This is a genomic window from Stenotrophomonas sp. MH181796 (assembly GCF_009659995.1).
Lineage (GTDB): Bacteria > Pseudomonadota > Gammaproteobacteria > Xanthomonadales > Xanthomonadaceae > Stenotrophomonas > Stenotrophomonas riyadhensis.
In genome coordinates this window covers 48,090-73,322 of record NZ_RAHU01000006.1, presented here as the reverse complement: position 1 = coordinate 73,322, position 25,233 = coordinate 48,090, and the positions used below count along the sequence as shown (strand labels likewise).

Sequence of the window (25,233 nt, the reverse complement as noted above, 5' to 3'; positions counted from 1 at the left end):
GGTGCGGCTACATGCCGCGGAACAGGCTCATGAACGGTTGGCTGACCACCAGGGTCTCGGCACGCCCCCGCAGGCGAAGCACGCCGCGGCCGGTATCGTCGCGGCTGACCGCCGCCACCGCCTTCATGTTGACGATGGTCGAACGATGGATCTGGCGGAAGTGCTGCGGATCGAGCACTTCCAGCAGCTCGCGCAACGGGGTGCGCAACAGGCTCTCACCGGCCGCGGTCACCACGGTGGTGTACTTGTTGTCGGCGCGGAAGTAGGCCACGTCCTCCAGCATGATCAGCTGCGTCTCGCGGCCGTTGCTGGCGGTGATCCAGGCCAAGGGCGGGCGCTCGGCAGCGCCCTGCGATGGGCCCAACCGCTGCAGCAGGCGTTCGAGTACGGCATCGTCCTGGCGCGTTGATGGCAGCCGCGAGAGGATGCGTTCGCGCGTGGCCAGCAGGCGCTCGTCGCTGACCGGCTTCAGCAGGTAGTCCATCGCTCCCTGCTCGAACGCGTCGATGGCGTACTGGTCGTAGGCGGTCACGAACACCACCTGGGTGCGCGGGCTCAGCTCGGACAGCGAACGCGCCACTTCGATGCCGCTGATGCCGGGCATGCGGATATCGAGGAAGGCAATGTCCGGCTGCTTCTCCGCCAGTTGTTCCAGCGCACTGGCACCATCCTCGCACTCGGCTACCAGCTTCAGTTCCGGCCACAGCCGGCCCAGCTGTTGCACCAGTGATTGCCGCAGCAGTTCCTCATCCTCAGCGATCAGCGCTTCAAGCGGCATGGCTGCGCTCCTTGTTCGACTGCGGCAGGGTCATGGTCGCGGCCACGCCGCTGGGGAAGTTGGCGACGATCGCCACACCGGCCTGCTCGCCGCAGGTCAGGCGCAGGCGCTCGCGCAGGTTTTTCAGGCCGATGCCGGTGCCACTGGTGCCCTGGCCGAAGCCGAGGCCATCGTCGGCCACCGTCACCGTCACATGGTCATCGAAGCCACGCGCCAGGATCCAGATCGTGCCGCCGCCGGGCTTCGGTTCCAGGCCATGCTTGATCGCGTTTTCCACCAGCGTCTGCAGCGCCATCGCCGGCAGGTGCACGCCGTGCAGATCGTTCGGCACCTGCACCTCCACCGCCAACCGCGCGCCCATGCGGATGCGCAGGATCTCCAGATAGGCGCGGGTACGTTCCAGCTCCACGCCCAATGTGGACACCGATTCATCCACCTGCGGCAGCGAGCTGCGCAGGTACTGGATCAGATGGCCCAGCATCTGCTCGGCGCGCGCCGGGTCGGTGCGGGTCAGCACCTGCGCATTGGCCAGCGTGTTGTAGAGGAAGTGCGGTTCCACCTGCGCATGCAGCAGGCTCAAGCGCGCCACCGACAGCTCCTTCTCTACCTGGGTCTGTTCGGCCGCGGCCTGCTCGTCGCGGCGCTGGTCGGCAACACGTCGGCTGATCGCGCGGGTAACCGCTTCGGCGTTCTCGAAGTTGCTGCCTTCGTCCAGCGCCAGCAGGTCGGCCCACCAGCCGGCATCCGGTTCGAACAGCAGGGTGACCGTGCTGGTGCCCTGCCCCGGCGTGACCGTGGCCAGCACGCTGTTGCGCTTGATCGCCAATCGCGCCGGCAGGTTCCAGCGCGACGGCTGGCGGCCATTCCAGAGATCGACCCGGCGAACGTAAGCGCGCACCTGCAGGCTGCCGGCCGAACTCTCCACGTCTTCGACGCGCGGCAGTTCAGCGATCGCCGCTTCCACCACGGCGTAAGCCTGGCCGGCATCCATCGGCAGCTCCACCTGGCGGCGCTGGCGCCCGGACAGCGTGGTCGAATCCAGCCGGCCGGCGACCAGCCAGACCCGTCGTACATGGGTGATCGCGCTGCCCAGCGCGGAGATCATCAGGAACATCGCCAGCAGGCCGAAGACCCAGCCCGGGCCATCGTTCATGCCGCTGAAGATGCCGCTCCAGACCATGCCGGCGACAACCAGCGCGGCGGCCCAGGCCAGCAGGTGACGGATCAGGAGAGAGAGGCTGGCGAACACGGCGGCGCCTTGGAGGAAGGGGGTGAGCCGAGCATAGGGCGGCCCACCGGGCAAGCAAGCGGGCTGCGACGAAGGGCCGGAAAGCGGGGATGGAAGCCCATCTGGTAGTGCCGGCCGCTGGCCGGCTCCCCACTATCTCCGCATGCATCACAGGGTTGCCGGCCAGCGGCCGGCACTACCCGGGAGGCGCCGGGCGAACCCGGCGCATTCCCTTACTTGCGCTGGTCGGCGCTGGCGTCACGCACAGCGCGGAACGATTCGTCCTTGCTCCAGTTCGGCCAGCTGCGCGAGTTGGCCAGCTGGTTGCCCAGCGTGTACAGCACTTCCAGGTCGCGGGCGGCACCGGCGAACACCCAGTCCGGCTGCCATTCGTCGCCCTGCTGGTGGTAGCGCTTGGCGGTGTAGTCCTCGGAGGCCTTCTTGCCTGCGGCCACGCCACCGTCCACCCAGTCCTGGCCGGCCGACCACGACAGCGCCGGCACGCCGCGCTTGGCGAACGGGAAGTGGTCGGAGCGGAAGAACAGGCCCGCTTCCGGCTTCGGGTCCGGCGTGTAGCGGATGTCCCAGCCCTTGGCCACGTCCTTCAGCTGGTCCAGCAGCTCGAAGCGCGCGGCACCGTAGATGCCGAAATCGCGCGACGGGCCGAACGGCGCCATGCCGTCCATGTTGATCACCGCCACGGTCTTTTCCAGCGGATACAGCGGATGGGTAGCGTAGTACTCCGAACCCAGCAGGCCCTTCTCCTCGGCGGTGACCGCCAGGAACAGCACCGAGCGCTGCGGGCGCTTCTGCTTGGCAAAGCCACGGGCCAGCTCGATCAGCGAGGCGGTACCGCTGGCGTTGTCCAGTGCGCCGTTGAAGATGCGGTCGCCACGTGCGTCCGGTTCACCCACGCCGATGTGGTCCCAGTGCGCGCTGTAGATGATCGTCTCGTCCGGGTGGCTGCTGCCCTCCAGGCGTGCGGCCACGTTGTGCGAGGTGATCACTTCGGTCTTCACCGCGTACTTCGCGTCCAGGCTGGCGCCGGTCAGCGGCACCGGGGTGAAGTCACGCTGCTGCGCCTTCTTCTTCAGCGCCTCGAAGTCCTGTCCGGCCGAGCGGAACAGCTCCACCGCCAGGTCACGCTGGATCCAGCCTTCCAGCAGCGGATGGCTTTCCGCCGGGTTGTCGCGCACCACGTCGAACATGGTGTTGGTGTTGGAACCGGCCACGGTGGCCCAGCCATACGACGCCGGCGCGGTCTCGTGCACGATCAGCACGCCCAGCGCACCCTGGCGGGCGCCTTCTTCGTACTTGTAGGTCCAACGGCCGTAGTAGGTCATGCCCTTGCCGTCGAAATCACCCTGGCCGGTCTCGAAGTCCGGGTCGTTGATCAGCACCACGGCGATCTTGCCCTTCAGGTCCACGCCCTTGAAGTCGTCCCAGTTGCGCTCCGGCGCCTTCACGCCGTAGCCGAGGAACACCAGTGGGGCCTTGCTGATGTCGACGTTGCTGGCGCCGTTCATGGCGGCGCGCACGGCGATCTGCTTGCCCTGCTCCAGCGCAACGGTCTTGCCGCCCTGGTGCAGCGCCAGCTGCGGTGCGCCGACGATGTCACCCTTGCGCAGCGGCACGGCCTGGGTCCACAGGCGCTTGCCATCCTTGAGGTCACCGCCCGGCTGCAGGCCGGCGTCGGCGAACTGCTTGCTGAGATAGGCGATGGTCTTCTCTTCACCAGCGGTGGCCGGCGAACGGCCTTCGTAGGCATCGGAGGCCAGTTCCTTGACGTCGGCGGAGATCCGCGCGCCATCGAATTTCGGGGTGGCCGCCATCAGTGCGCTCGACACCGACAGGGCCAGCACGCCCAGTACCACTCGTTTCATTGCTCTCTCCAGCAGGGAAATCCTACTGGAGTGTAAAGGGATTCGGAAAGACGGGGTCAGATCCCTCTCCCGACGGGAGAGGGATCTGACCCCGATGGTCATCCTGGTGCTTGCGCGCGGGACAGCAGGTGCTCGCGTTCGCGCGTGTTGCCGGTCAGCGCGGCGGCGGCGGCAAATGCACCGCGGGCATCCTCAAGGCGACCCAGCTGCTGCAGCAGCTCACCACGCACCACCTGCAACGGTGCGTAATCGCGCAGTCGCGCATCGTCCAGCAACGGCTGCAGCTGCGCCCATGCCGCGAAGGCACCTTCGCTGCGCAGCACCGCCACCACCCGGTTCAATGCAACCACCGGTGACGGCTGCACCTGCAGCAGCTGCGTATAGAGCGTGGCAATGCGTAGCCAGTCAGTCGCTTCAGCGCGGCGTGCGGCCGCATGGCAGGCTGCGATGCGAGCCTGCAGCACATAAGGATCATCGCCACCACCGGCGGCCAACGCACGTGCCAGCACCTGCTGCCCGCGCTCGATCTGCAGCCAGTCCCAGCGCGCCCGGTTCTGCTGGTCCAGCAGCACCGGTGCACCCTCCGCATCGGTCCGCGCCGCCACACGCGATGCCTGCAGTTCCATCAGCGCCAGCAGGCCCAGTACCGGTGGCACCGGCAGCCGGTGCGCCAGGATGCGCGCCAGCCGCAGCGCCTCCTCGCACAACGCCGGGCGCATCCAGTCATCGCCGGCGCTGGCCGCATAGCCTTCGTTGAACACCAGGTAGATCGCCTCCAGCACCGAGGCCAGCCGTTCGGGCATCGCCTCCGCGCGCGGCACTTCATAGGGTACCTGCTTCTGCGCCAGCGTGCGCTTGGCACGTACGATGCGCTGGGCAATGGTGGGCTCGGGTTGCAGGAAACCACGGGCGATCTCGGTGGTGGTCAGGCCACCGAGCAGGCGCAGGGTCAATGCCACCCGCGCGTCGGCCGGCAATACCGGATGGCAGGCCACGAACATCAGCCGCAGCAGGTCGTCACCCAGGTCATCCTCCAGCGCCTGGCTGTCATCCGGCGCCGGCAGGGGGGCCGGATGCAGTTCCTCGCCCCATTGCGCATGCTGCTGCGCCACCCGCTGGTGCTGGCGCAGCACATCGATGGCACGGTTGCGCGCGGTGGTCATCAGCCAGGCTCCGGGATTGTCCGGGATGCCCTGCTCCGGCCAGCGCTCCAGCGCGGCCAGCCAGGTGTCCTGGGCCAGCTCCTCGGCACGGCCGACATCGCCACCGAGCAGCCGCGCCAGGCGCGCGATCAACACCGGCGACTCCATCCGCCAGAGGGTTTCCAGACGCTGCGTCAGTGCGGGATCAAGCATGCGCCGATCACAGCACGCACGCGTGGCCCGCACAAGCGTCGTGGCTCACGCTTCGACAATGGGCCTGAAGCCGCCCCAGAACATGCGCTTGGTGTCGAACGGCATGTCCTTCGGGCCCAGCGACGCCAGCCGTGGGTCCGCCATCACTTTCGCGTTGATACGGTCGCGCGCCGCGCGCGAACGGAACACCACGAAGGCGACGATCACCGTTTCGCCCGGTTTTGCCTTGACCGCGCGCGGGAACGATGTGCTCTTGCCCGGCTCCACGTCGTCGGCCACGCACTCCATGTACTGCAGCGCGCCATGGTCCTTCCGCACCGCGCCGGCCTTGCGGGCAAGGCGGCGGTAAGCCGCCACCTTGTCCTGCGGGCACGGCAGCACGTAAGCATCCACGTAAGCCATGAGGTGTCTCCCTGCGGCGACCGTCAGCCCGGCTCGCCGTCCATGTGTGCGATTTCCCAGAGATGGCCGTCCAGGTCCTGGAAGCCGCGCTGGTACATGAAGCCATAGTCACGCGCCGGCTGCGGCTCGCTGGCGCCCGCCGCGAGCGCCTTGTCCACCATCACATCCACCGCCTTGCGACTGTCGGCTGACAGGCAGGTGATCACTTCGGTCTGCTGATGTGCGTCGGCGATCGACTTGTTGGTGAACTGCCTGAAGAACGGCTGGGTCAACAGCATCACGTAGATGCTCTCGCTGATCACCATGCAGGCCGCATCATCGTTGGTGAAGGTCGGATTGAAGCTGTAGCCCAGCGCGGCGAAGAAGGCCTTGGAGGCATTCAGATCCTGCACGGGCAGGTTGACGAAGATCATCTGCGGTTGCGGTGCACTCATCGGTGAAGCTCCTTGTGGATGGAAGAAAGAGGGATCAGGGCTACTTCATGCAGTTGACCATCCACGGCTTGCCGTAGCGGTCGATCAGCATGCCCCAGCGGTGCGCCCAGAACGTTTCGGCGATCGGCATCTGCACCTGGCCACCTTCGGCCAGCGCCGCGAACACGCGTTCGGCTTCTTCGATGCTGTCGACGTCGACATTGATGGTGGTCGAGCCCCCCTCACCACCGCCCGGACCGTCGGCCGCCATCAGGATGGCGCTGCCGATCTCCAGCTGGCTGTGTGCGACATGGTCCAGGGTCTGCGCCGGCGTCTCGTTGCAGCCGGGCATGCCATCGGACGGCGGCATGTCGCGGTACTTCATTTCCGAGGTGACCTGGCCACCGAGTGCCTTGGCATAGAACGCCATCGCGTCGTGGGCCTGGCCGCTGAAGCCAAGGAAGGGAATCAGTCTCATCGCACTACTCCGTTGAGTGTTGCAGGGGGGTGACACCGGGCACGCCCGGCGGATGTGAAGCAGGGAACGGGTCAGCCTTCCAGCTGTGCACGCAGACGCTGTTCCTGCTGCTGTAATTCGGGGGTGAAGGCCTCACCGAAGTCTTCAGCGGAGATCAAGGGGCGCAGCTCCAGCGTGCCGCCACTGCCGAAGGGCGCACGGCTGGCCCATTCGACCGCCTCGTCCAGCGAGCGCACGTCCCACAACCAGAAACCGGCGATCTGTTCGCTGGCGGGGCCAAACGGACCGGCCTCGACCTTGGGCGCGCCACTGCCGAAATGAATGCGACGTCCGCGCTGGGTGGCATGCAGGCCTTCACCGGCCAGCATGATGCCGGCGGCCACGAGTTGTTCGTTGAAGGCGCCCATTTCGGACAATTCCTGTTCGCTGGGCATGCGGCCGGCTTCGGAGTCGGCGTTGGCCTTCACGATCACCATCACTTTCATTGCGGTCTCCCGTGGGGACGCGTGGTGCGTGCCCTTCACTGGGTACAACGAACCAGGGGGCTGGGAATCGACACGTCCTCCGAAAATTATTTCTTCCGTGGAAAGCGCGCCTTCGGCGGGGTCGGCGAACGGCGGAGCCCCTCCGTGGTGGGGTTGGGTTGGTCGCTGAAAGCTGGTTTCCTGTGGATGGTCCGGGCGGGTGGGATTGGCGGGGACGCCGTGAACCCATCCTTGGGGGCTTAGCCGCGGCATCCATGCCGCGGATACCCCGCCAACCCCACCCGCCCGGCCCCAGACAGATTCCGGTAGCCGAGCCACCACGGGAAGATCAAGAGAAAAGGCAGAAGCAAAGGCAACAACAACAGCGGTTGGCTGGCGGCCTCGGCTTTGCGAGCGAAGCGACCCGCTTTTGCTCTTGTTTGTGATTTTCCGTGGTGGGCGCCGCAGGAACCTGTCCAGGGCCGGGTGGGTAGGCGGGGCGGGGGTGTCCGCGGCATGGATGCCGCGGCCAAGCCCCCATGGACGGGTTCACGGCGTCCCCCGACCCGCCTACCCACCCGGCCAAGCCCAAGAATCACGCTGTAGCCCCACCACGGAGGGGCTCCGCCGTTCGCCGATCACCCGCCGCAGGCGGCCTTTCGCGCTGCAGCATGCTGGCAGGCAAACCTGCGCCATCATGGACACCCCGCCCCCGCCAGGACCGTGCCATGCAGCAGTACCTGCTTCTGATCTACATCGAGCCTGCCCTGCTGCAGGCCTTGCCCACCGAAGAATTCAACGCGCTGATGCGCGACTGCCTCGCCCACGCCGACAAACTCCAGGCGGAAGGCACGTTGCTGGCCGCGCAGAAGCTGCAGCCGGTCGACACCGCGCAGACCCTGCGCGTGCGCGATGGCCACAGCCGTGTACTGGATGGCCCGTTCGCCGAAACCCGCGAACTGCTGGCCGGCTTCAACCTGATCGTCGCCCGCGACCGCGACGAAGCCATGCGCATCGCCCGCGATTTCCCGTGGGCACGCTTCGGCAGCATCGAGGTGCGGCCGCTGGAAGACATGGACGCCGAGCGCGAACGCTGCGGCGCCCCGGCTGCGGCTATGGCAGCAGCCGTACCCTGATCTCGCGCGGACCCACGCCTTCGTTGCCGCTGTAGTCGCGCACGCTGGCGCGCACGGTGTACTCGCCCGGTGGCAATGCCGCCGGCTGCCAGCGCCCGGTTTCCATCAGGCCGTCCCGCACGGTGTTGGTGGCCAGGTAGCGGAAACGGGTCACCGCGCTGCCATGCACGGTGATGCCGCTGTCCGGCGCGTAGGCCACGCGCACCGCTTCGTTCTGCGGCGGCATGCGGTTGAACACGATGTTCCAGCGTGGCTGTTCGTAGCCCTGCAGCGGCTGCCCGGCAGCATCAAGGATCTGGTAGCCCACCTGGTACATGCCCAGCCTGCGACGCGGCAGGTTGTTGTCGACCTGGTCCCAGGCCTCGACCACGATCTGCACGCCGCGGCCCTGCCGCGCCACCATCACCACGCCGTCGCTGCCTGCGGTCATCGGCTGGTCGTTGTCGTCCAGCAGGGCCACATCGGTGATGCGTGGCGCGAAGTGGTCGGCGTAGTTGTGGAAGCCCAGCGCCACCGCGTTGGTTTCGAAGCCGCCGGTCCCTACGGCCAGATGCACGTGCGCCTGGTTGTTGATGCTGCCCAGGCGATCACCGACGTGGATGCGCATGCCACGACGCACGCGCATACGTTCCAGCTTGCCCTGCTCGTCGTACAGCGCCTGCCAGCGCGCATCGAACGGCTGGTCGCGCGGGGTGCGGCCGACCCGCATGTGGATGTACTTGAGGCGGTCCACGGCAAGGCCCTCGGCCTGCCCACCCAGGCTCCACGCCGCTACCGGGCTGCTGATCTTGCCATCGGCGATCGCCAACACGGTCTGGCCGACATCACCGCGCACATCGAAACCGCCGTGCAGGTGGTGGCGGCTCTCGCCCTTGAAGTTGCCGCGCACCTCGCCCAGCGTGCCGACCACTTCATGCCAGCCGTCCTGCGGTGCCAATGGCCAGCGCCCACCGGTGTCCGGCAACGCTGCATCGGCAGCGGGCCCGACCAGCGCCGGTGCCGGCAGGTCACCCACCGGCAGCGGGCGCAGGCGGTGCAGGCGATAGCTGGCGGAATCGGCGACCAGCACGCTGCCGTCGGCATCCATCGCCAGCCCACTCGGGCGGGCCAGGCGTGGCAGGCGGCCGTTGCCCACCAGCGCGATCTGGTGGCCCTGCGGTGTCACCTGCACGACGCGGCCATCAAGGTCACCCACGTACAGCACGCCGTCGTGCGTGGTGGCCAGCGACAGCGGCCCATTGATCACGCCGCCATCGCCCAGCAGCGTGCTGACCGTGCCATCGGCACCGACCCGACGCACCGCGTTGTTGAACAGGTCGGCCACCAGCAGCGCGCCGTGCGCATCGAAGGCCAGCGCCACCGGGGTATCGAAGCGTGCATCGCCCGCCAGACCATCGGCCAGACCCGGGCGCTCGCCGCCGGCCAGGGTGCGCACATTGCCATCGGTGCCAATTACCCGGATGCGATCGTTGAACGTATCGGCCACGTAGACCTGGCCCTGCGCGTCCACCGCGATGCCCATCGGCGCATCGAACCGCGCCTGCGTGGCAGGGCCATCGGCGTAGCCCTGTTCGCCACCGGCCAACGTGGTCACCTGGCCATCAGTGCCAATGCGGCGGATCGCATGGTTGCCGGTGTCGGCCACGTACAGGTTGCCCTGTGCATCGGCGGCAATCCCCGAGGGCGTATTGAAGCTGGCCTGCAGCGCCGGGCCATCGATGCGCCCCTCGCCCTGCCCGGCCACGGTTTCAACGCGGCCATCGGGCAGGCGGCGACGGATCCGGTTGTTGTCACCGGCATCGGTGAAATAGACGCTGCCATCGGCACTGCGCAGCAACGCGTACGGGTCGGCGAAACGGGTCTGCGCGGACGCGCCGTCACGGTCACCCGGGTGGCCATCACCGGCCAGCGGTTCGATCTGCGCGGTCCAGGCCAGCGGCGTGGGCGCCGGGCCTGCCGGTTCAGCCAGGGTGTGCAGCGGGGCCTCCCACCAGGTGGCGGCCAATGCCACCGCCGTTGCCAACGCCACGCCTGCCGCCATCCATTGCCACCGTGCCATCGTGCTGCGCTGCCTGCCTGCTGCTTGAAGAGGCACCGACAATAGACGCTGGAGACGCGATCCGCCACGGCCAATCGTACTGCCGGATACCAGAGTTCCATGCGTCGCGCTTGTTCTCGTTGGCCACAGCGGGTTCAATGCTCTTCCCACGGATGGAGATCCTCCATGCCCCGCGTCTTCCCCCTCGCCGCCCTGCTGGTGGCTGCACTGGCCAGCACGCAGGCCTCCGCCTCGATCTCGGTGGTGCCACAGAAGCCGTCCGTCACCGCCGATGCGATGCACCAGGCCTATGCCACGCGATGGGATGAGGCGATCCAACAGTCGCGCAGTGGCAACACGCTGGGCGCACTGATGGCGATGGAACGGCTGATGGAAGATCCGATGCTGGATGACTTCGATGCTGAACATCGCGGCCGCGCCGCGCAGGTGGCCGGCTGGACCGCGATGGTGCAGAAGAAGCCGGACCAGGCCCGTCGCTACCTGCAGCGCGCGCAGGAAGCGCTGCCGGACGATGCGCAGATCCTGCTGACCCTGATGTCGCTGGAGCTGTCCGAGAACAAGCCCGCTCCCGCCACCAGGCTTCTGGTGCAGGCACTGACGCATGCCGACGCGCCGCTGCCGGTGGACCACCACGCGATCAACTACCTGCAGTTCCGCCTGCGGGACCAGCCGCAGCAACGCATGGAACTGCTGCAGGCACTGTTCGACAACGGCTGGAAGAGCGGCGGCCTGGAACCCACCGGACTGTGGCTGGCACTGGCCACGCTGCAGGCCGATAACGGCCGTGGCGAGGCCATCCCCGCGACCCTGGCCCGCATCTCCGCGCCCGCCGAAATCATCCGGCTGCGCAGTGACAAGCGCTTCGATCCCTATGTCGACCGCGCCAACCCGCGCTTTGATCCCGTGCAGGCTGCACAGAAGCACCTCGACGAACTGCGGGTTTCCGGCCTGCTCGACCGGGCGCTGGACGCGCGCATGGCCGAGTTCAGCAGCACGCTGCTGATGCTGGACCGCAACGAGGAAGTGCTGGCGCTGACCGATGGCATGGCCGCTGCGGCCGCCGAGGGCGAGGCGCCTTCGGCGGCAGAAGCCGAATGGGTGGCATGGCTGCTCAACAGCCGGCTCACGGCGCTGCGCCGGCTGGGCCGCAACGAGGATGCGCTGGCGGCAGCCAAGCTGGCCGCACGCATCGGTGCACTGGGCCCCGATGGTGCCGAGCACCAGTTCAACGTCGGCTTCGTGTTCAGTTCGCTGGGCCGCATGCAGGATGCCGCCACGGCAGTGAATGACATGCCGGGCCTGGCCGGTTACGGCAAGGCGGCCCAGGCACTGCTGCAGTTCGTTGCCGCCCGTGAACGTGGCGATGCCAAGGCCGAACAGGCCGCGCGTGCAGCGATCCTGGCCCAGGGCGATGACGCGCGCCTGTTCCAGCGCGAGATGCTGCTGGACGAGGGCAATCTCGACGGCGCAGCTGCCGTGCTGATCGAACAGTTGCGCTCACCCGTTGAACGCGGTGAAACGCTGGCCAGCCTGCAGGACATGCGCACCTATCCGTCGCTGCCCGGTGACGTGAAGATCGATGCGGCCTGGCGTGCGCTGAAGCAGCGCGCCGACGTGCAGGCCGAGGTTGCCCGCCTGGGCCGCATCGAACGCTACGAACTGGTCAGCACCTCCACCTCGCGCTGAGCAAGCTCCCATGTAGAACCACGTGCGTGCAGCACCACCCGCCTAGCGCGCCGGCACCTCGGTACGGATGCCCATCGCCTCGCGATAGCGTGCGTACAGGGCCATCACCTTGTCCACGTAGGCCAGGGTTTCGGCATAGGGCGGCACGCCCTTGTAGCGGGTGACCGCGCCGATGCCGGCGTTGTAGGCGGCCGCTGCCAGCGGCCGATCACCGTTGTAGCGACGCAGCAACGCGCGCATGTAGCGGGCGCCGCCATCGATCGACTGCTGCGGCGAGAACGGATCATTCACCCCGTACTCCTGCGCGGTGTCCGGCATCAACTGCATCACGCCCTGTGCGCCTTTGCTGGACACCGCCAGCGCATCGAAGTTGCTTTCGGCATGGGCGATCGCGCGCAGCCACGCATCATCCACGCCGGTGGCCTTGGCGGCGGCCTTGAACTGTTTGGCATGCTGCGCCAGCTGCGGCTTGCCCACCTTGCCCAGGCCTTCGTGGGCAGGCTCACCCGGCGGCGTGGCCACGGTGAACTTCAGGAACACCCGCGAGCCGGGCAGGTTGCGGGTGGAGTAGACCAGCACACCGTCCTGCTCGCGTTCGTACAGCACGCCACTGAAAACACCCATGTTGCCCCACAGGTTCGGGGTCTGGATGGCGTTGTCGTCGATCTCCTTCGCGGTACAGCGCGAGCCCGGCTCCGGTGCGGTGGCCAGGCTGACGGTGTTGCCCTGCACGCAGCGATAGACGGTGCGCGCTGCAGCCAACCCGGGCCACAGGCTGGGCAGCAGCAACAGCGCGAGCAGGAAGGGGTGGCGGGACATGGCGGGCGGATCATCCGGCCACGCCCGCTAATGCTGGGTGAATGGGGGGCCGGCAGGGCTGCGCCCTGCACCCGCGGTAGTGCCGGCCGCTGGCCGGCAACCTCAACAGCAACGGCAACGACCGATTTCCTGCGAGGAAGCGGACACTCCCGCAACCGGACCCACCCCGCCTTCGACAATGTCCCGCGACCTGCCGGGGTCGGATCCCGTTGCTGAGCAACGGGCTCTGACCCCACTCCAGAAAGATCTCTGGATCAATCAATGGAACGAAGACGCCGGGTTACTTCGCGGTCCTCCGCCGCACCCAATACCCCACGCCCAGCAGCACGAACCACACCGGGCTGGCGATCAACGCCTGGCGGGTGTCGCCCTGCAGGCTCAGCAGCACCAGCACGCCGACGAAGAACACCAGGCAGGCCCAGCACATGGCGACGCCGCCGGGCATCTTGAAGATCGATGCCGCATGGCGTTCCGGGTAGCGGCGGCGATAGACCATGTAGGCCACCAGGATCAACGACCAGACGAAGATGAAGAGCACGGTGGCCAGCGTCGTCACCAGGGTGAAGGCGGTCACCAGGTTCGGGATCAGGTAGATCAGCAGGGTGCCGCCCAGCAGGCACAGGCAGGAGAACAACAGGCCACGGGCCGGCACTGCCGCGCGCGACAGGCGCGACAGCCCGCGCGGTGCGTGGCCCTCTTCGGCCAGGCCATAAAGCATGCGGCTGGTGGAGAAGATGCCGCTGTTGGCCGAGGACGTGGCCGAGGTCAGCACCACGAAGTTGATCAGGCTTGCGGCGGCAGGAATGCCGGCCAGCACGAACAGCTGCACAAACGGGCTCTTGTCCGGCACCACCTGGCGCCATGGAGTGACGGCCATGATCGCGATCAGCGCCAGCACGTAGAAGATGATGATGCGCACCGGGATCGAGTTGATCGCCTTCGGCAGGTTGCGTTCCGGATCAGCAGTTTCGGCGGCCGTGGTGCCGACCAGCTCGATGCCGACGAAGGCGAACACCGCAATCTGGAAACCCGCGAAGAAGCCGACCAGCCCCATCGGGAACATGCCACCGTCATTCCACAGGTTCGACAGCGATGCGGTGTGGCCGCTGGGCGAAGTGAAGCCCCACGCCACCAGCCCGGCACCGGTGATGATCAGCGCACAGATCGCCACGATCTTGATCAGCGCGAACCAGAATTCCATTTCACCGAACAGCTTCACCGTCACCAGGTTCAGCGCCAGCAACAACAGTACGCAGGCCAATGCCGGTATCCATGCGTCCAGCCCGGGGAACCAGAACTGCGCGTAGGCGGCGATCGCGATCACATCGGCAATGGCGGTGACGATCCAGCAGAACCAGTACGTCCACCCGCAGAAGAAGCCGGCCCAGGGGCCGAGCAGGTCGGTGGAGAAATCGATGAACGACTTGTACTGCAGGTTGGACAGCAACAGCTCGCCCATCGCGCGCATCACGAAGAACAACATCGCGCCGATGATCAGGTAGACGAAGACGATGGACGGGCCCGCCAGGCTGATGGTCTTGCCCGACCCCATGAACAGGCCGGTACCGATGGCACCGCCGATGGCGATCAGCTGCAGGTGGCGGTTGGACAGGCTGCGGCGCAGGTGCTCGGGAGGCGTTGCGGGCTCGGTCATGGGCGCGGGAAAGGGCGGGCGAAGCGTCCGACGGTAGTCCTCTACGGCCTGGAGCGCCAGCGCCGGACGGCCCGATCACGTCAAACCTGGCCGCTTTCATCACAATGTGACCCAATACCTGATTCGTCCCATTCCACCCGGCCCGGCGCCATGCTCAGATAGCCGCATCTGCCCAAGGACCGGCCCCGCCCATGCCTCCTGCCCTGCCCGCCCCGCTGGAGCTCCGGCCATGAGCCGGCTGCGCGTGATCATCGGCGGCACCGCACTGGCGCTGCTGGCGGCGGCGCTGCCGATCGCGGTGATGGCCTACGCCACCTGGGACCGCACGATCAGTGTCGAACAGCAACGGCTGCACGACATCGCCCTGCGCACCCTGCGCCGTTCCGACCTGTCCTACCACGAGGCGCTGGCTGCGCTGAAATCGGCCGAGGCCAGCACCACCTCGGGCTGCGACGACGAACACATCCGGCGCATGCAGACGCTGGTGATGACCACGCCGTCGGCCGACCAGATGGGTTACTTCGAAGGCGGCAAGCTGCGCTGCACCTCGTGGGGCCCGTTCCGCTCCGATGTGAACCAGCCCAAGGCCGACCACGTGACCAGTGACGGCGCCGGCATTGCGGTGGACGTGCGTCCCGAAGCCAGCGGCCGTCGCCAGGTACTGTCGATCCTGTACGGTTCCTACGACGTGCTGGTCGATCCGCGCCGCTTCGTCGATGTCATCGTGGATCCGCATGTGCGCCTGGCGCTGGCCAGCCCGGATGGGCGCCTGCTGGCCAAGCAGGACGGCATGGACCCGGCACTGCTGGAGGCCCTGCTGCGCAATCCCGGCGAAGGGCTGGACCAGAACACGCTCTACGCCACCGCCCGCAACGAGGAATGGCTGGCGATCGCCACCACGCCACGCACTGCGCTGGCCGCCACCTTCCGCCAGCAGGCCTGGCTGTTCGTGCCGCTGGGCCTCCTGCTGGCGGCCGCCGGCGCCGGCCTGGTGATCTGGCTGTCGCGGCGGCGCCTGTCGCTGCGTGGCGAGCTGGCCACCGCCATCCGTCGCCGCGAGCTGTACCTGCATTACCAGCCGATCATCGAACTGGACACCGGCATCTGCGTTGGCGCCGAGGCCCTGATCCGCTGGCAGCGTCCGGACGGTACCCAGGTGCGGCCGGACCTGTTCATTCCACTGGCCGAAGAGGCCGGCATGATCGCGGCAGTGACCGACCTGGTGATCGAGAACGTGGTGCGCGACATGCGCGAACTGCTGGTGGCCGACCGCAGTGCGCACATCGCGATCAACCTTGCCGCCGAGGACATCAGCAGCGGCCGTGCCTTGAAGATGATCTCCAAGCACATGGCCGGCAGCGGCATCCTGCCGCAGCAGATCTGGATGGAGGCCACCGAGCGCGGCTTCCTCGACCTGGACCGCGCCCGCACGATGCTGGCGCAGGCACGCCGTGCCGGTCACAGCGTGGCCATCGACGATTTCGGCGTGGGCTTCTCCAGCCTGCAGTACCTGGAACAGCTGCCGCTGGATGCGCTGAAGATCGACAAATCGTTCATCGATGCGATCGGCACCGAGAGCGCGACCAGCCCGGTGACCCCGCACATCATCGACATGGCCAAGGAACTGGGCCTGTGGGTGGTCGCCGAGGGCGTGGAGACCGAGGCGCAGCTGGCCTACCTGCACAGCCGGCACGTGGAGTTCGGGCAGGGCTGGCTGTTTTCGCGGCCGCTGCCCCGTGATGAGTTCGTGGCGTTCCACCACAAGCGGCAGCAGCGATACGGTGCGGCGCGGGAGCACATGCAGAATCCGCGCAGCGTGCCGATCGAGCGTGAGGGGATCGAGTAGGACGGCCAACGGCAGAGCCCCTCGTGGTGGGTCGCGCCCAGTGGATCCATCAGTTGGGGCCGGGTGGATGGGTCGCGCAGGGGGCGCTGCAAGTACGTCCATGTAAGCTCGGTCGCCGCATCCATGCGGCTCACGCCCCTGCGCAACCCACCCACCCGGCCACGGACACATTGCGGCGGCGTCCCACCACGGAATCAACAGAAGAAAGCAAAAGCAAAAGCAAACGCGGGTCGCTGCGCTCGGCAGATCCACGCCATGCGTGGATGGCGTGGANGGCTCACGCCCCTGCGCAACCCACCCACCCGGCCACGGACACATTGCGGCGGCGTCCCACCACGGAATCAACAGAAGAAAGCAAAAGCAAAAGCAAACGCGGGTCGCTGCGCTCGGCAGATCCACGCCATGCGTGGATGGCGTGGACCACGGTAGTGCCGGCCGCTGGCCGGCACCTCGGTAACGTCGGGTCTGCGCCTACGCCCAGGCTTTCGGCCGTGCCAGCAGCCAGGCCACGGTCACCGCCAGCAGCAGCAACGGCAGCCAGCCCAGGTAGCTCGGGCCGCTGGCCTGCAGCAGCACACCGCCCGCTACGCCACCGGCGGCAATGGCCAGGTTCCAGCCGGTCACCAGCATCGACTGCGCCAGGTCTGCGGCGGCACCGGCTCGGCGTGCGAGCGCGGTCTGGAACAGGGTCGCGACCGACCCGAAGGCCACGCCCCACAGGATCGTCGCCAGCAGCAGCGGTGTGGCCTGTCCTGGCCACAGCAGCAGGGTCAGCACCGGCAGGACGAAACCGATCACGGCCGCCCACACCAGCGTGCGCAGATGACGGTCCACGCCCCAGCCGGCAATACCGATACCGGCAATCGCCGCCACGCCGAAGGCCAGCAGCAGGCGGTCCAGCCACGGGCCGGCACCCGCCTCCACCGCCAACGGTTCGATGTAGGTGTAGAGCACGTTGTGCGCCAGCACGTACAACACCATCACCAGCAGCGCGCTGCGCACGCCGGGCATGCGCCAGACCGTACCCAGCGACGTACGTTGACCGGCACCGGCTGCTGGCAGCGCCGGCAGTGCCCAGCGCGCGTACGCCAGCAGGCCCACGCCCAGCACGCTCATCAGCGCAAACGCCCAGCGCCAGCCGATCTGCTGGCCCAGCAACGTACCGGCCGGCACGCCCAGCGACAACGCCAGCGGCGAACCGACCATCGCTACTGCAATCGCCCTGCCCTGCAGCGAGGGCACTACCATGCGTGCTGCGTACCCCGCCACCAGCGACCACAGCAGGCCACCACTCACGCCCGCCAGGAAGCGCGCGGCAAGAATCAGCGGATAGCTGCTGCTCAGTGCGGTCAACGTATTGACCACCACGAAGCCAGCGATCGCAGCGAGCAGCAACGGGCGTCGTGACAGGCGCTGGGTCAGCGCGGTCATCGGCAACGCGGCCATCACCGAACCCAGCGCATACACGCTGACCAGCTGGCCCACCGCGGCGTCGCTCACGCCGAGACTTTCACCCATCGGCCGCAGCACACCGGCCGGCAGGGTCTCGGTCAGCAGGGTGATGAAGCCGCCGCCGGCCAGCGCCAGCAGGCCTGCCCACGGCAGGCGCGTGGCCTCACCGGCCGGGCTGGCCGCATCGATGGCATGGCCGCTCATCGCACGGCCTCCAGATCGGCATAGACCGCATCACGCAGTTCGTCGACGAAGGCACCATCCATGCCTTCGTACAGGGTATTGGTCAGTGCCACCACGCTCAGCCCGCGCGACGGGTCGACGAACCAGCTGTGGCCATAGGCACCTCCCCAGCGCCACGTGCCTTCGCGCTGCGGGGTGCCACTGGCAGCCGCATCGCGCAGCACCGCAAAACCCAGGCCGAAGCCCCAGCCGGCCGGTTCCGGCGGCCCCTGCTCGCCCACCTGCGGGGTGGCCATCTGCGCAGCAAGCGCGACCGGCAACAGGCCCGATGCCTGCACGTCGCGCAGTGCTTCCAGCACGGTCATCACCTCATCGGCCGTGCCGACCAGGCCCGCACCCGCAGAAGCAAAACGGCTGGCGTCGGTGGCACGCGCGGGACTGTAGTCGATACCCACCGTTCCCTCGAACGGCGCGACCACCTCGCCCTCCTGCAGGCGATGCGGCTGCGGCATGTCGGTGACATAGGGCGTGGCCAGCCGCGCAGCATCGTCGATGGCAAACGCGGTATCGCGCAGGCCCAGCGGCGTGGCCAACAGGCGTGCGAACAACGCCTGCAGCGTTTCACCGGTCGCGGCTTCGGCCACCGCACCGGCTACGTCAACGCCCAACGAGTACATCCATTGGCTGCCGGGGGCGAACATCAGCGGTGCCTGGGCAACACGCTGCACGTTGTCCGCCAGGCTCACGGGATTGGCATCCATGCCGTCACTGACACCGGCGCGCGCATACGGGCCGTCGGCGTCGGCTTCCAGAAAACGGTAGCCCAGCCCGCTGCTGTGGCTGAGCAGTTGGCGCAGGCTGATCGCTGGCGTGCTGCCATCGGCCAGGGCCGGGCGGAAATCCGGCAGCCAGCGCTGCACCGGCGCGTCGAGGTCGAGCACGCCCTCGGCCACCAGGCGCAGGATCACCGTGGTCAGCAGCGGCTTGCTTACCGATGCCAGCCGGAACAGCTGGTCGCGCCGCATCGGCGTGGCCGACTCGCGATCGGCCAGGCCGCTGGCGCTGGCATGACGCAGCACACCGTACTCGCGTACCAGCACCACCGCACCGACCAGGCGCTGCGGGTGGACCTGCTGCAGCAGCCGCTGCACCGACGGCAGGGTCGGCGTGGGTTCAAGGGAAAGGGCAGCGTTCATCGCGGTGATCCGTGGGGAGAGGCCCGCCACGTTAGGCAGCACGCCAGCACGCAAAAAGCCGGTTGCCGCTCCGGGCATCATGGACCGTGCAGTCCGCAATCGGCATGATGGCCGGAACTGCAAGGCCGCAACGGTCCCCACGCCACCCCGCACCACAGTGTTGCGATGGCGGAGCCATCCGCTACAGCCGCGCCGACCTACCCTGCCGCTTTCATTGCCCGCATACCCATGTCAGTCCTCGACAACCTCGCCAATCTGCAGACCTTCGTGCACGCCGCAGATACCCGCAGCTTCGTCGAGACCGGGCGCCTGCAGGGCATCTCCGCCTCGGCCGCTGGCAAATGCGTCGCGCGGCTGGAGCACGCGCTGGGCGTGCGACTGTTCCATCGCAGCACACGCAGCATCACCCTCACCGCCGAGGGCCAGCTGTTCCTGGCACGCTGCCGGCGCATCCTCGACGAACGCGATGCCGCACGCACCGAGCTGGCGCAACCGCATGCCGCACCGAGTGGCACGCTGCGCATCAGCCTGCCGCTGGTGGGTGATCTCACCCTGCCGCTGATGGCCGAGTTCATGGCCGCGTACCCGGACATCCGTCTCGACCTCGATTTCTGCGATCGCCTGGTCGATGTCATCGAGGAAGGTTTCGATGCCGTGCTGCGCGTCGGCGAACCCAGCGACTCACGCATGAACGCCAGGCGCCTGGGGGTCTTCCCACGCCGCATCGTCGCCTCGCCGGCCTACCTGCAGCGGCGCGGCATTCCCCGCACGCCGGCCGAACTGATGCAGCACACGCTGCTGCACTATCGCTTCCCCAGCACCGGCAAGCTGGAGCTATGGCCGATCCACTGGCCCGATGACGAAACCCCGCAGGAGCTGCCGGTGCACATGGTGGCCAACACCATCGAAGCGCGCGTGGCATTGGCCCTGCGTGACATCGGCCTGGCCTTCGTGCCAGTGCACTCGGTACGCGATGCACTGGCCGATGGCCGCCTGGTCACCGTGCTGGACGAGCACGTGCATTCCTGCGGCATCTTCCACCTGCTGTGGCCCTCGGGCCGCCACGTGCTGCCGAAACTGCGCGTGTTCATCGACTTCGTCAGCGCACGCCTGGAAACCGTGCCCTAGGCCATCGATCCACACCATGCCCGGCCCACAGTAGATCCACGCCATGCGTGGATGCCTTTGTAGAGTCGCGCCATCAAACCATTCAGCCAGCCCCGCTATACTGGCCGCTCATCCCTCCCAGAGGCTCGCGACCAATGCGCCATTGATGCCGCCGTCTTCCCACCAGACGGCCTGACTCTTCCCGCCCCTGCGCGCAGGGGAGAACCCGGCATCCATGGAGGTCGCATGACCCCGCATTCCCTCACGCTCGATCGCGTGTCGTATCGATTGGCCGACGGCCGTCCGCTGTTTTCCGATCTGACGTTTTCCTTCGAACCGGTCGCTACCGGCCTGGTCGGTGCCAACGGCGCCGGCAAGAGCGTGCTCGCACGCCTGCTGGCCGGCCGGTTGCTGCCCGACAACGGCCAGGTTCGCGGCAGTGGCCGCGTGTTCCTGTTGCCGACGCCCGGTTATCCACCCGCCGGCACGGTCGGTGAACTGGCCGGCGTCGGCGCGGAACTGGCCGCGCTGCAACGCATCGAAGCCGGCAGCGTGGACGAGACCGACTTCGCCTGCGTCGGCGACCGCTGGGATCTGCGCGAACGCCTGCAGCAGCAATGGCGGGCACTGCAGCTTCCCGACGACCTCGATCCCGCCCAGCCGGCCGCGCGCCTCAGCGGCGGCCAAGCGATGCAGGTCGCCTTGTCCGGCGCCTGGGCCAGCGGTGCTGATTGGTTGATCCTGGACGAACCCAGCAACCACCTCGACGCACGCCATCGCCAACAGCTGTACGAGCAATTGCAGCAGTGGCGCGGTGGCCTGCTGGCGATCAGTCATGATCGCGAACTGCTGGGGCACATGCAGCAGATCGTCGAGCTCGATGCGCGCGGACTGCGTCGCTATGGTGGACCGTGGCAGCACTACGCCGACACGCGGACCGCCGAACGTGACGCGGCTGCCACGCAGCTCGACCATGCGCGCGCCCAGCACCGGCAACAGCAACGCAGCGCGCGCGAACAGCACGAACGCCAGCAGCAGCGCCAGGCACGCGGCAACCGCGATGCGAAGCAGGCCAACCAGGCACCGATCCTGCTCGGCCGGCAGAAGCAGCGCGCCGAAGCCAGTCACGGTCGCGCACAGCAGGTACAGGCCGAGCGCCTACAGGCCAGCGCAGAGCAACTGCGCGCAGCGGCCTCGGCGGTTCACACCGCGCCGGAACTGGCGCTGTTTGCTGGTGCGGGGGAACGTGGCAGCACGCGCCTGCTGCAGGCCGAGGCCTTGGTGCTGCCGCATGGCTGCGATGCTCCATTGCAGCTGGATGTCCGTCGCGGCCAGCGCATTGCCGTGGTGGGTGACAACGGCAGCGGCAAGTCGACCCTGCTGCGGGTGCTGGCAGGCCAATTGTCCGCGCGTGATGGGACCGTGCAGCGTCACGCACCGCTGGCGCTGCTCGACCAGCAGCTGCCGGGGCTGTCCGGCGAATGCAGCATCCTCGACAGCGTGCAGGCCGCCAACCCGAGTGCCGACCCCGGGGAGCTGCGCACCCGCCTGGCCCTGTTGGGTCTGGACGCACAGCGCATCCAGCGCCCCGCCAGCAGCCTCAGCGATGGCGAACGGGTGAAAGGCGCACTGGCCAGCGTGTTGTACGCCGATCCCGCGCCGCAGCTATTGCTGCTGGACGAGCCTGGCAATGCACTGGACCTGAGCGCATTGCAGGCATTGGAAGAACTGCTGGCGGCATGGCCGGGTGCCCTGATGATGGTCAGCCACGACCTGCATCTGCTGCAGGCGTTGCAGCCGACGCGGGTGTTACAGGTAGGCGCCAATGGCTGGCAGTGGCGCGATGCCTTGTAGATCCACGCCATGCGTGGATGGATGCATGGCGGGTAGTGCCGGCCGCTGGCCGGCAACCCATGGATCCTCAATGCACCGTCAACGCTTCCACGCCGGGAACGACTGCGGCAACTGCTGCCACAACAAGGGTCCCGCACGCAGCTCCTGGTCGTTGAGCAGGCACGCATCCAGTTCCGCGCGCACCGCGCGCTCGTCCATGTGCACGCCGATCACCACCAGCTCCTGGCGCCGATCCCCCCACAGCGGGTGCCACAGCCGCTGCATCGCCGAATGCGCGGCCCTGTCCGGGAATTCCTCCAGCCCCGGCAGCGGCGCACTCCAGCAGTCGGCCTGCTGCCGTGCCCAACCGAGGTCGCTGTAGGGCAGCGGCGTCGGCGGCAACAGCGGCGTGGTGTCTTCCAGCCCGGCCCGCACGCGGTCACGCGCTGCGTACCAGAAGCCCGCCGCCTGCGTGCGCGTCGCTGCACCCACGGTGTTCAGCTCGCCCACCCAGTCCATCCGATTGGCCAACCAGAACCAGCCCTTGCTGCGGATCACGCCGGGCATGCCCGACTGCAGCGCGCGGGCAAAGCGCGCGGGGTGGAACGGACGCCGCGAACGGTAGACGAAGCTGCCGATGCCGTACTCCTCGGTTTCCGGCGTGTGCTCACCCCGCAGCTCCTTCACCCAACCCGGCGCGCGTTGTGCACGTTCCATATCGAAGCGGCCGGTATCCAGCAGCTCGGGCAACGGCACGTCACCAAAACTGGACAGCAGCAGCTTCGCATCACGGTTCAACCCGCGCAGCACCGCCAGCGTGTCCTGCAGTACTTCGTCATCCACCTGGTCAATCTTGCTGACCACGATCACATCGGCGAACTCCACCTGCTCGCACAGCAGATCAACCACGCCGCGGTCGTCATCCGGGCCGGCCTGCTGGCCACGTTCGGCCAGGCGCAGGGTCGAGCCGAAGTCGGCAAGGAACGCGCTGCCGTCGACCACCGTCACCATCGTGTCCAGCCGCGCGATGTCACTCAGGCTGAAGCCGTGCTCGTCGCGCACTGCGAAGGTGGCTGCCACCGGCATCGGTTCGCCGATGCCGGTCGATTCGATCAGCAGGTAGTCATAGCGACCGGCATCGGCCAGCCGCCGTACTTCCTGCAGCAGGTCGTCGCGCAGCGTGCAGCAGATGCAGCCGTTGCTGAACTCCACCAGCGTCTCTTCGGTGCGGCGCAGTTCGGCGCCACCTTCGCGCACCAGCTGCGCATCGATGTTGACCTCGCTCATGTCGTTGACGATGACCGCCACGCGCAGGCCCTCGCGGTTGCGCAGGATCTGGTTGAGCAGGGTGGTCTTGCCGGCCCCCAGGAAGCCGGACAGCACGGTGACCGGAAGGCGACGGTCGGCGCGGGAAACAGTGTTCATGTCGGAGCGGGTTGGCTGCGGAACGGAAATGTTACTGTATAACAATTGTTGCGCAAGGAACCTCCCCCGATGAAGTCGCCTTCTGCCGCCCTGCTCGATGCCGGCGCGGTCGCCCTGTCCAGCCTGTGCCTGCTGCACTGCCTGGCGCTGCCCCTGCTTGCCGCCGCACTGCCGCTGTTCGGCACCTGGGCCGAGGCGGAATGGGTGCACCTGCTGTTCGTGGCCATAGCCCTGCCGCTGACCGGCTACGCACTATGGCGCGCCGAGCGCCGTCACCCGCTGCCCGTACTGGCCTGGGCCACTGCCGGCGCCGGGCTCGGTCTGCTGCTGGCCGGCGCGCTGGCACTGCCCTCGCACGACTGGGAAACGCCGATGACCGTCACCGGCAGCCTGCTGCTGGCCGCCACGCATGTCTGGAACGCACGGCACCGGCACGGGTAGTGCTTGCCGCTGGCCGGCATCCCCATGAACGCCGGACATACCCGGTAGTGCCGGCCTACTTGCCGTAGCGGCGCAGCAGCTCCACCAGTACCTCGGCCTCCGCCGCCCGCTGCTGCGGGTCTTCAGCGCCGACCACGTGCTCCTGCAGATGCTCGTGCAGCAGCTCCATCAGCAGGCTGTGGGCGGCACCGCGCACCGCGGCGACCTGCACCAGCACGTCCGCGCAGTCGCCTGCCTCCCCCTCGGGCGTGTCCAGCGCCTGCTCCAACGCCGCCACCTGGCCGCCGATCCGGCGCACCCGGGTCAGCAGCTGCTTTCGATGCTTGTGTACATGGGCCATGAGTGGATCGTATACCCTATAGGGGTATCCTTCCACCCTCTGGTCTCCGCATGCACCTGGACGCCCTCGCCGCCGCCCGTCGTCACGAACACCACTTCGACGACGGCAACCCGCTGGCCGAACGCAACACCCGCCGCGCCCTGTGGCTCACCGTCAGCATGATGCTGGTGGAGATCGTCGGCGGCTGGTGGTTCAACTCCATGGCCGTGCTCGCCGACGGCTGGCACATGAGTTCGCACGCACTGGCGCTGGGCCTTTCGGTCTTCGCCTACCGCTGCGCACGCCGCTACGCGCACGACCCGCGCTTCGCCTTCGGCACCTGGAAGATCGAGATCCTGGCCGGCTATACCAGCGCCATCGCCCTGCTCGGCGTCGCCGCGCTGATGGCCGTGCAATCGCTGGAACGGCTGTGGGTGCCCGCCCCCATTCACTACAACGAAGCCATCGTCATCGCTGCGGTGGGCCTGGGCGTGAACCTGCTGTGTGCCTGGTGGCTGCACGACAGCCCGGGCCACGCGCATCACCATCATGGGCATGGGCACGACCATGACCACGCGCATGATCACGATCACCACGATCATGGCCATGCGCACGGTCACGACCTCAACCTGCGCTCGGCCTACGTGCACGTGCTGGCCGACGCCGCCACCTCGGTGCTGGCCATCGTCGCACTGCTCGGCGGCAAGCTGTTGGGGCTGACCTGGCTGGATCCGGTGATGGGCCTGGTCGGGGCCGTACTGGTCACGGTCTGGGCGATCGGCCTGCTGCGCGACAGCGGCCGCATCCTGCTCGACGCGCAGATGGACGCGCCGGTGGTGGCCGAAGTCCGCGAAGTGATCGAGCAGGGCCCGTGGCCGGCACGCCTGGCCGACCTGCACGTCTGGCAGGTCGGCCGCGGCAAGTACGCGGTCAGCGCCAGCGTGGTCACCAGCGACGCCCGCCTGGATGCGGATACCGTGCGCAACGCGCTGGCCATCCATGAAGAGCTGGTGCACGTGACGGTGGAGATCCACCGCAGCGCGTGACCCGCGCCGGGTAGTGCCGGCCGCTGGCCG

At 67.8% G+C, this 25,233-nt stretch carries 22 protein-coding genes; 7 read left to right on the top strand and 15 right to left on the bottom strand.

All coding sequences use genetic code 11. The annotated features are described in order from the left end of the window. Positions 1–7: 7 nt before the first annotated feature. From D5301_RS15525 to D5301_RS15490, 8 genes are all read right to left on the bottom strand, one after another. On the bottom strand, positions 8–778 hold the full coding sequence (locus D5301_RS15525) for a LytTR family DNA-binding domain-containing protein (protein ID WP_110710919.1): 771 nt from the start codon (positions 776–778) through the stop codon (positions 8–10). Then, positions 768–2,027 carry a histidine kinase gene (locus D5301_RS15520; RefSeq protein ID WP_110710918.1) on the bottom strand — a complete coding sequence of 420 codons (1,260 nt, stop codon included), beginning with the start codon at positions 2,025–2,027 and terminating at the stop codon, positions 768–770. Before D5301_RS15520 ends, D5301_RS15525 begins: the two co-directional genes overlap by 11 nt. A 212-nt stretch (positions 2,028–2,239) precedes the next feature. Beyond that, positions 2,240–3,889 carry a M28 family metallopeptidase gene (locus D5301_RS15515; protein WP_153856198.1) on the bottom strand — a complete coding sequence of 550 codons (1,650 nt, stop codon included), beginning with the start codon at positions 3,887–3,889 and terminating at the stop codon, positions 2,240–2,242. A gap of 98 nt (positions 3,890–3,987) precedes the next feature. Continuing rightward, positions 3,988–5,244 (bottom strand): sigma-70 family RNA polymerase sigma factor, encoded by a 1,257-nt coding sequence (locus D5301_RS15510; RefSeq protein WP_153856197.1) that lies wholly within the window; start codon positions 5,242–5,244, stop codon positions 3,988–3,990. A 45-nt stretch (positions 5,245–5,289) separates the two neighbouring features. Beyond that, positions 5,290–5,646, bottom strand: a complete 357-nt coding sequence (locus tag D5301_RS15505; RefSeq protein WP_153856196.1) for a DUF1428 domain-containing protein — start codon at positions 5,644–5,646, stop codon at positions 5,290–5,292. Positions 5,647–5,669: 23 nt separating this feature from the next. Next, a complete protein-coding gene (locus D5301_RS15500) occupies positions 5,670–6,080 on the bottom strand; it encodes a VOC family protein (protein ID WP_110710914.1) in 411 nt (136 codons plus the stop codon). A 40-nt stretch (positions 6,081–6,120) separates the two neighbouring features. Further along, positions 6,121–6,537: a VOC family protein gene (locus tag D5301_RS15495; protein ID WP_153856195.1), complete on the bottom strand. Its 417-nt coding sequence runs from the start codon at positions 6,535–6,537 to the stop codon at positions 6,121–6,123. Between the two features lie 71 nt (positions 6,538–6,608). Continuing rightward, complete coding sequence (locus tag D5301_RS15490) at positions 6,609–7,022, bottom strand: YciI family protein (RefSeq protein WP_110710912.1); 414 nt, start codon at positions 7,020–7,022, stop codon at positions 6,609–6,611. 707 nt (positions 7,023–7,729) lie between these two features. On the opposite strand from D5301_RS15490, the gene D5301_RS15485 reads away from it, so the two are divergent. Then, positions 7,730–8,137: a YciI family protein gene (locus D5301_RS15485; RefSeq protein WP_004153945.1), complete on the top strand. Its 408-nt coding sequence runs from the start codon at positions 7,730–7,732 to the stop codon at positions 8,135–8,137. Here the strand turns inward: D5301_RS15485 and D5301_RS15480 are convergent. Beyond that, positions 8,115–10,196 (bottom strand): gluconolaconase, encoded by a 2,082-nt coding sequence (locus D5301_RS15480; protein ID WP_153856194.1) that lies wholly within the window; start codon positions 10,194–10,196, stop codon positions 8,115–8,117. The genes D5301_RS15485 and D5301_RS15480 overlap by 23 nt on opposite strands. A gap of 165 nt (positions 10,197–10,361) precedes the next feature. Between D5301_RS15480 and D5301_RS15475 the strand changes: the two genes are divergently transcribed. Then, a complete protein-coding gene (locus D5301_RS15475; RefSeq protein ID WP_153856193.1) occupies positions 10,362–11,882 on the top strand; it encodes a tetratricopeptide repeat protein in 1,521 nt (506 codons plus the stop codon). 42 nt (positions 11,883–11,924) lie between these two features. Here D5301_RS15475 and D5301_RS15470 read toward each other — a convergent pair whose 3' ends face one another. Together D5301_RS15470 and cycA are read right to left on the bottom strand one after the other, a co-directional pair. Then, positions 11,925–12,701: a lytic transglycosylase domain-containing protein gene (locus D5301_RS15470; protein ID WP_153856192.1), complete on the bottom strand. Its 777-nt coding sequence runs from the start codon at positions 12,699–12,701 to the stop codon at positions 11,925–11,927. A gap of 280 nt (positions 12,702–12,981) precedes the next feature. Beyond that, complete coding sequence (gene cycA / locus D5301_RS15465) at positions 12,982–14,355, bottom strand: D-serine/D-alanine/glycine transporter (protein ID WP_153856191.1); 1,374 nt, start codon at positions 14,353–14,355, stop codon at positions 12,982–12,984. A 229-nt stretch (positions 14,356–14,584) separates the two neighbouring features. On the opposite strand from cycA, the gene D5301_RS15460 reads away from it, so the two are divergent. Then, positions 14,585–16,201, top strand: coding sequence for an EAL domain-containing protein (locus D5301_RS15460; protein WP_153856190.1), 1,617 nt, complete (start codon positions 14,585–14,587; stop codon positions 16,199–16,201). 471 nt (positions 16,202–16,672) lie between these two features. On the opposite strand, the gene D5301_RS15455 is transcribed toward D5301_RS15460, so the two are convergent. Beyond that, a complete protein-coding gene (locus D5301_RS15455; RefSeq protein ID WP_153856189.1) occupies positions 16,673–17,857 on the bottom strand; it encodes an MFS transporter in 1,185 nt (394 codons plus the stop codon). Continuing rightward, on the bottom strand, positions 17,854–19,032 hold the full coding sequence (locus D5301_RS15450) for a serine hydrolase domain-containing protein (RefSeq protein ID WP_153856188.1): 1,179 nt from the start codon (positions 19,030–19,032) through the stop codon (positions 17,854–17,856). The genes D5301_RS15455 and D5301_RS15450 overlap by 4 nt, the downstream gene beginning before the upstream one ends. A gap of 228 nt (positions 19,033–19,260) precedes the next feature. On the opposite strand from D5301_RS15450, the gene D5301_RS15445 reads away from it, so the two are divergent. Together D5301_RS15445 and D5301_RS15440 are read left to right on the top strand one after the other, a co-directional pair. Next, a complete protein-coding gene (locus tag D5301_RS15445; RefSeq protein ID WP_110710904.1) occupies positions 19,261–20,160 on the top strand; it encodes a LysR family transcriptional regulator in 900 nt (299 codons plus the stop codon). A gap of 225 nt (positions 20,161–20,385) precedes the next feature. After that, on the top strand, positions 20,386–21,993 hold the full coding sequence (locus D5301_RS15440) for an ATP-binding cassette domain-containing protein (RefSeq protein WP_153856187.1): 1,608 nt from the start codon (positions 20,386–20,388) through the stop codon (positions 21,991–21,993). A 78-nt stretch (positions 21,994–22,071) separates the two neighbouring features. Here the strand turns inward: D5301_RS15440 and D5301_RS15435 are convergent, their stop codons facing one another. Then, positions 22,072–23,397 carry a GTP-binding protein gene (locus D5301_RS15435; RefSeq protein ID WP_153856186.1) on the bottom strand — a complete coding sequence of 442 codons (1,326 nt, stop codon included), beginning with the start codon at positions 23,395–23,397 and terminating at the stop codon, positions 22,072–22,074. Between the two features lie 69 nt (positions 23,398–23,466). On the opposite strand from D5301_RS15435, the gene D5301_RS15430 reads away from it, so the two are divergent. After that, the gene (locus tag D5301_RS15430) at positions 23,467–23,838 is read left to right on the top strand and encodes a MerC domain-containing protein (RefSeq protein WP_110710901.1); all 372 of its coding nucleotides are present in this window, start codon (positions 23,467–23,469) and stop codon (positions 23,836–23,838) included. A 55-nt stretch (positions 23,839–23,893) separates the two neighbouring features. Here D5301_RS15430 and D5301_RS15425 read toward each other — a convergent pair whose 3' ends face one another. Continuing rightward, positions 23,894–24,178: a metal-sensing transcriptional repressor gene (locus D5301_RS15425; protein ID WP_110710900.1), complete on the bottom strand. Its 285-nt coding sequence runs from the start codon at positions 24,176–24,178 to the stop codon at positions 23,894–23,896. 50 nt (positions 24,179–24,228) lie between these two features. Between D5301_RS15425 and dmeF the strand changes: the two genes are divergently transcribed. Continuing rightward, positions 24,229–25,203: a CDF family Co(II)/Ni(II) efflux transporter DmeF gene (dmeF, locus tag D5301_RS15420; RefSeq protein WP_153856185.1), complete on the top strand. Its 975-nt coding sequence runs from the start codon at positions 24,229–24,231 to the stop codon at positions 25,201–25,203. The last annotated feature ends 30 nt before the right edge of the window (positions 25,204–25,233 follow it).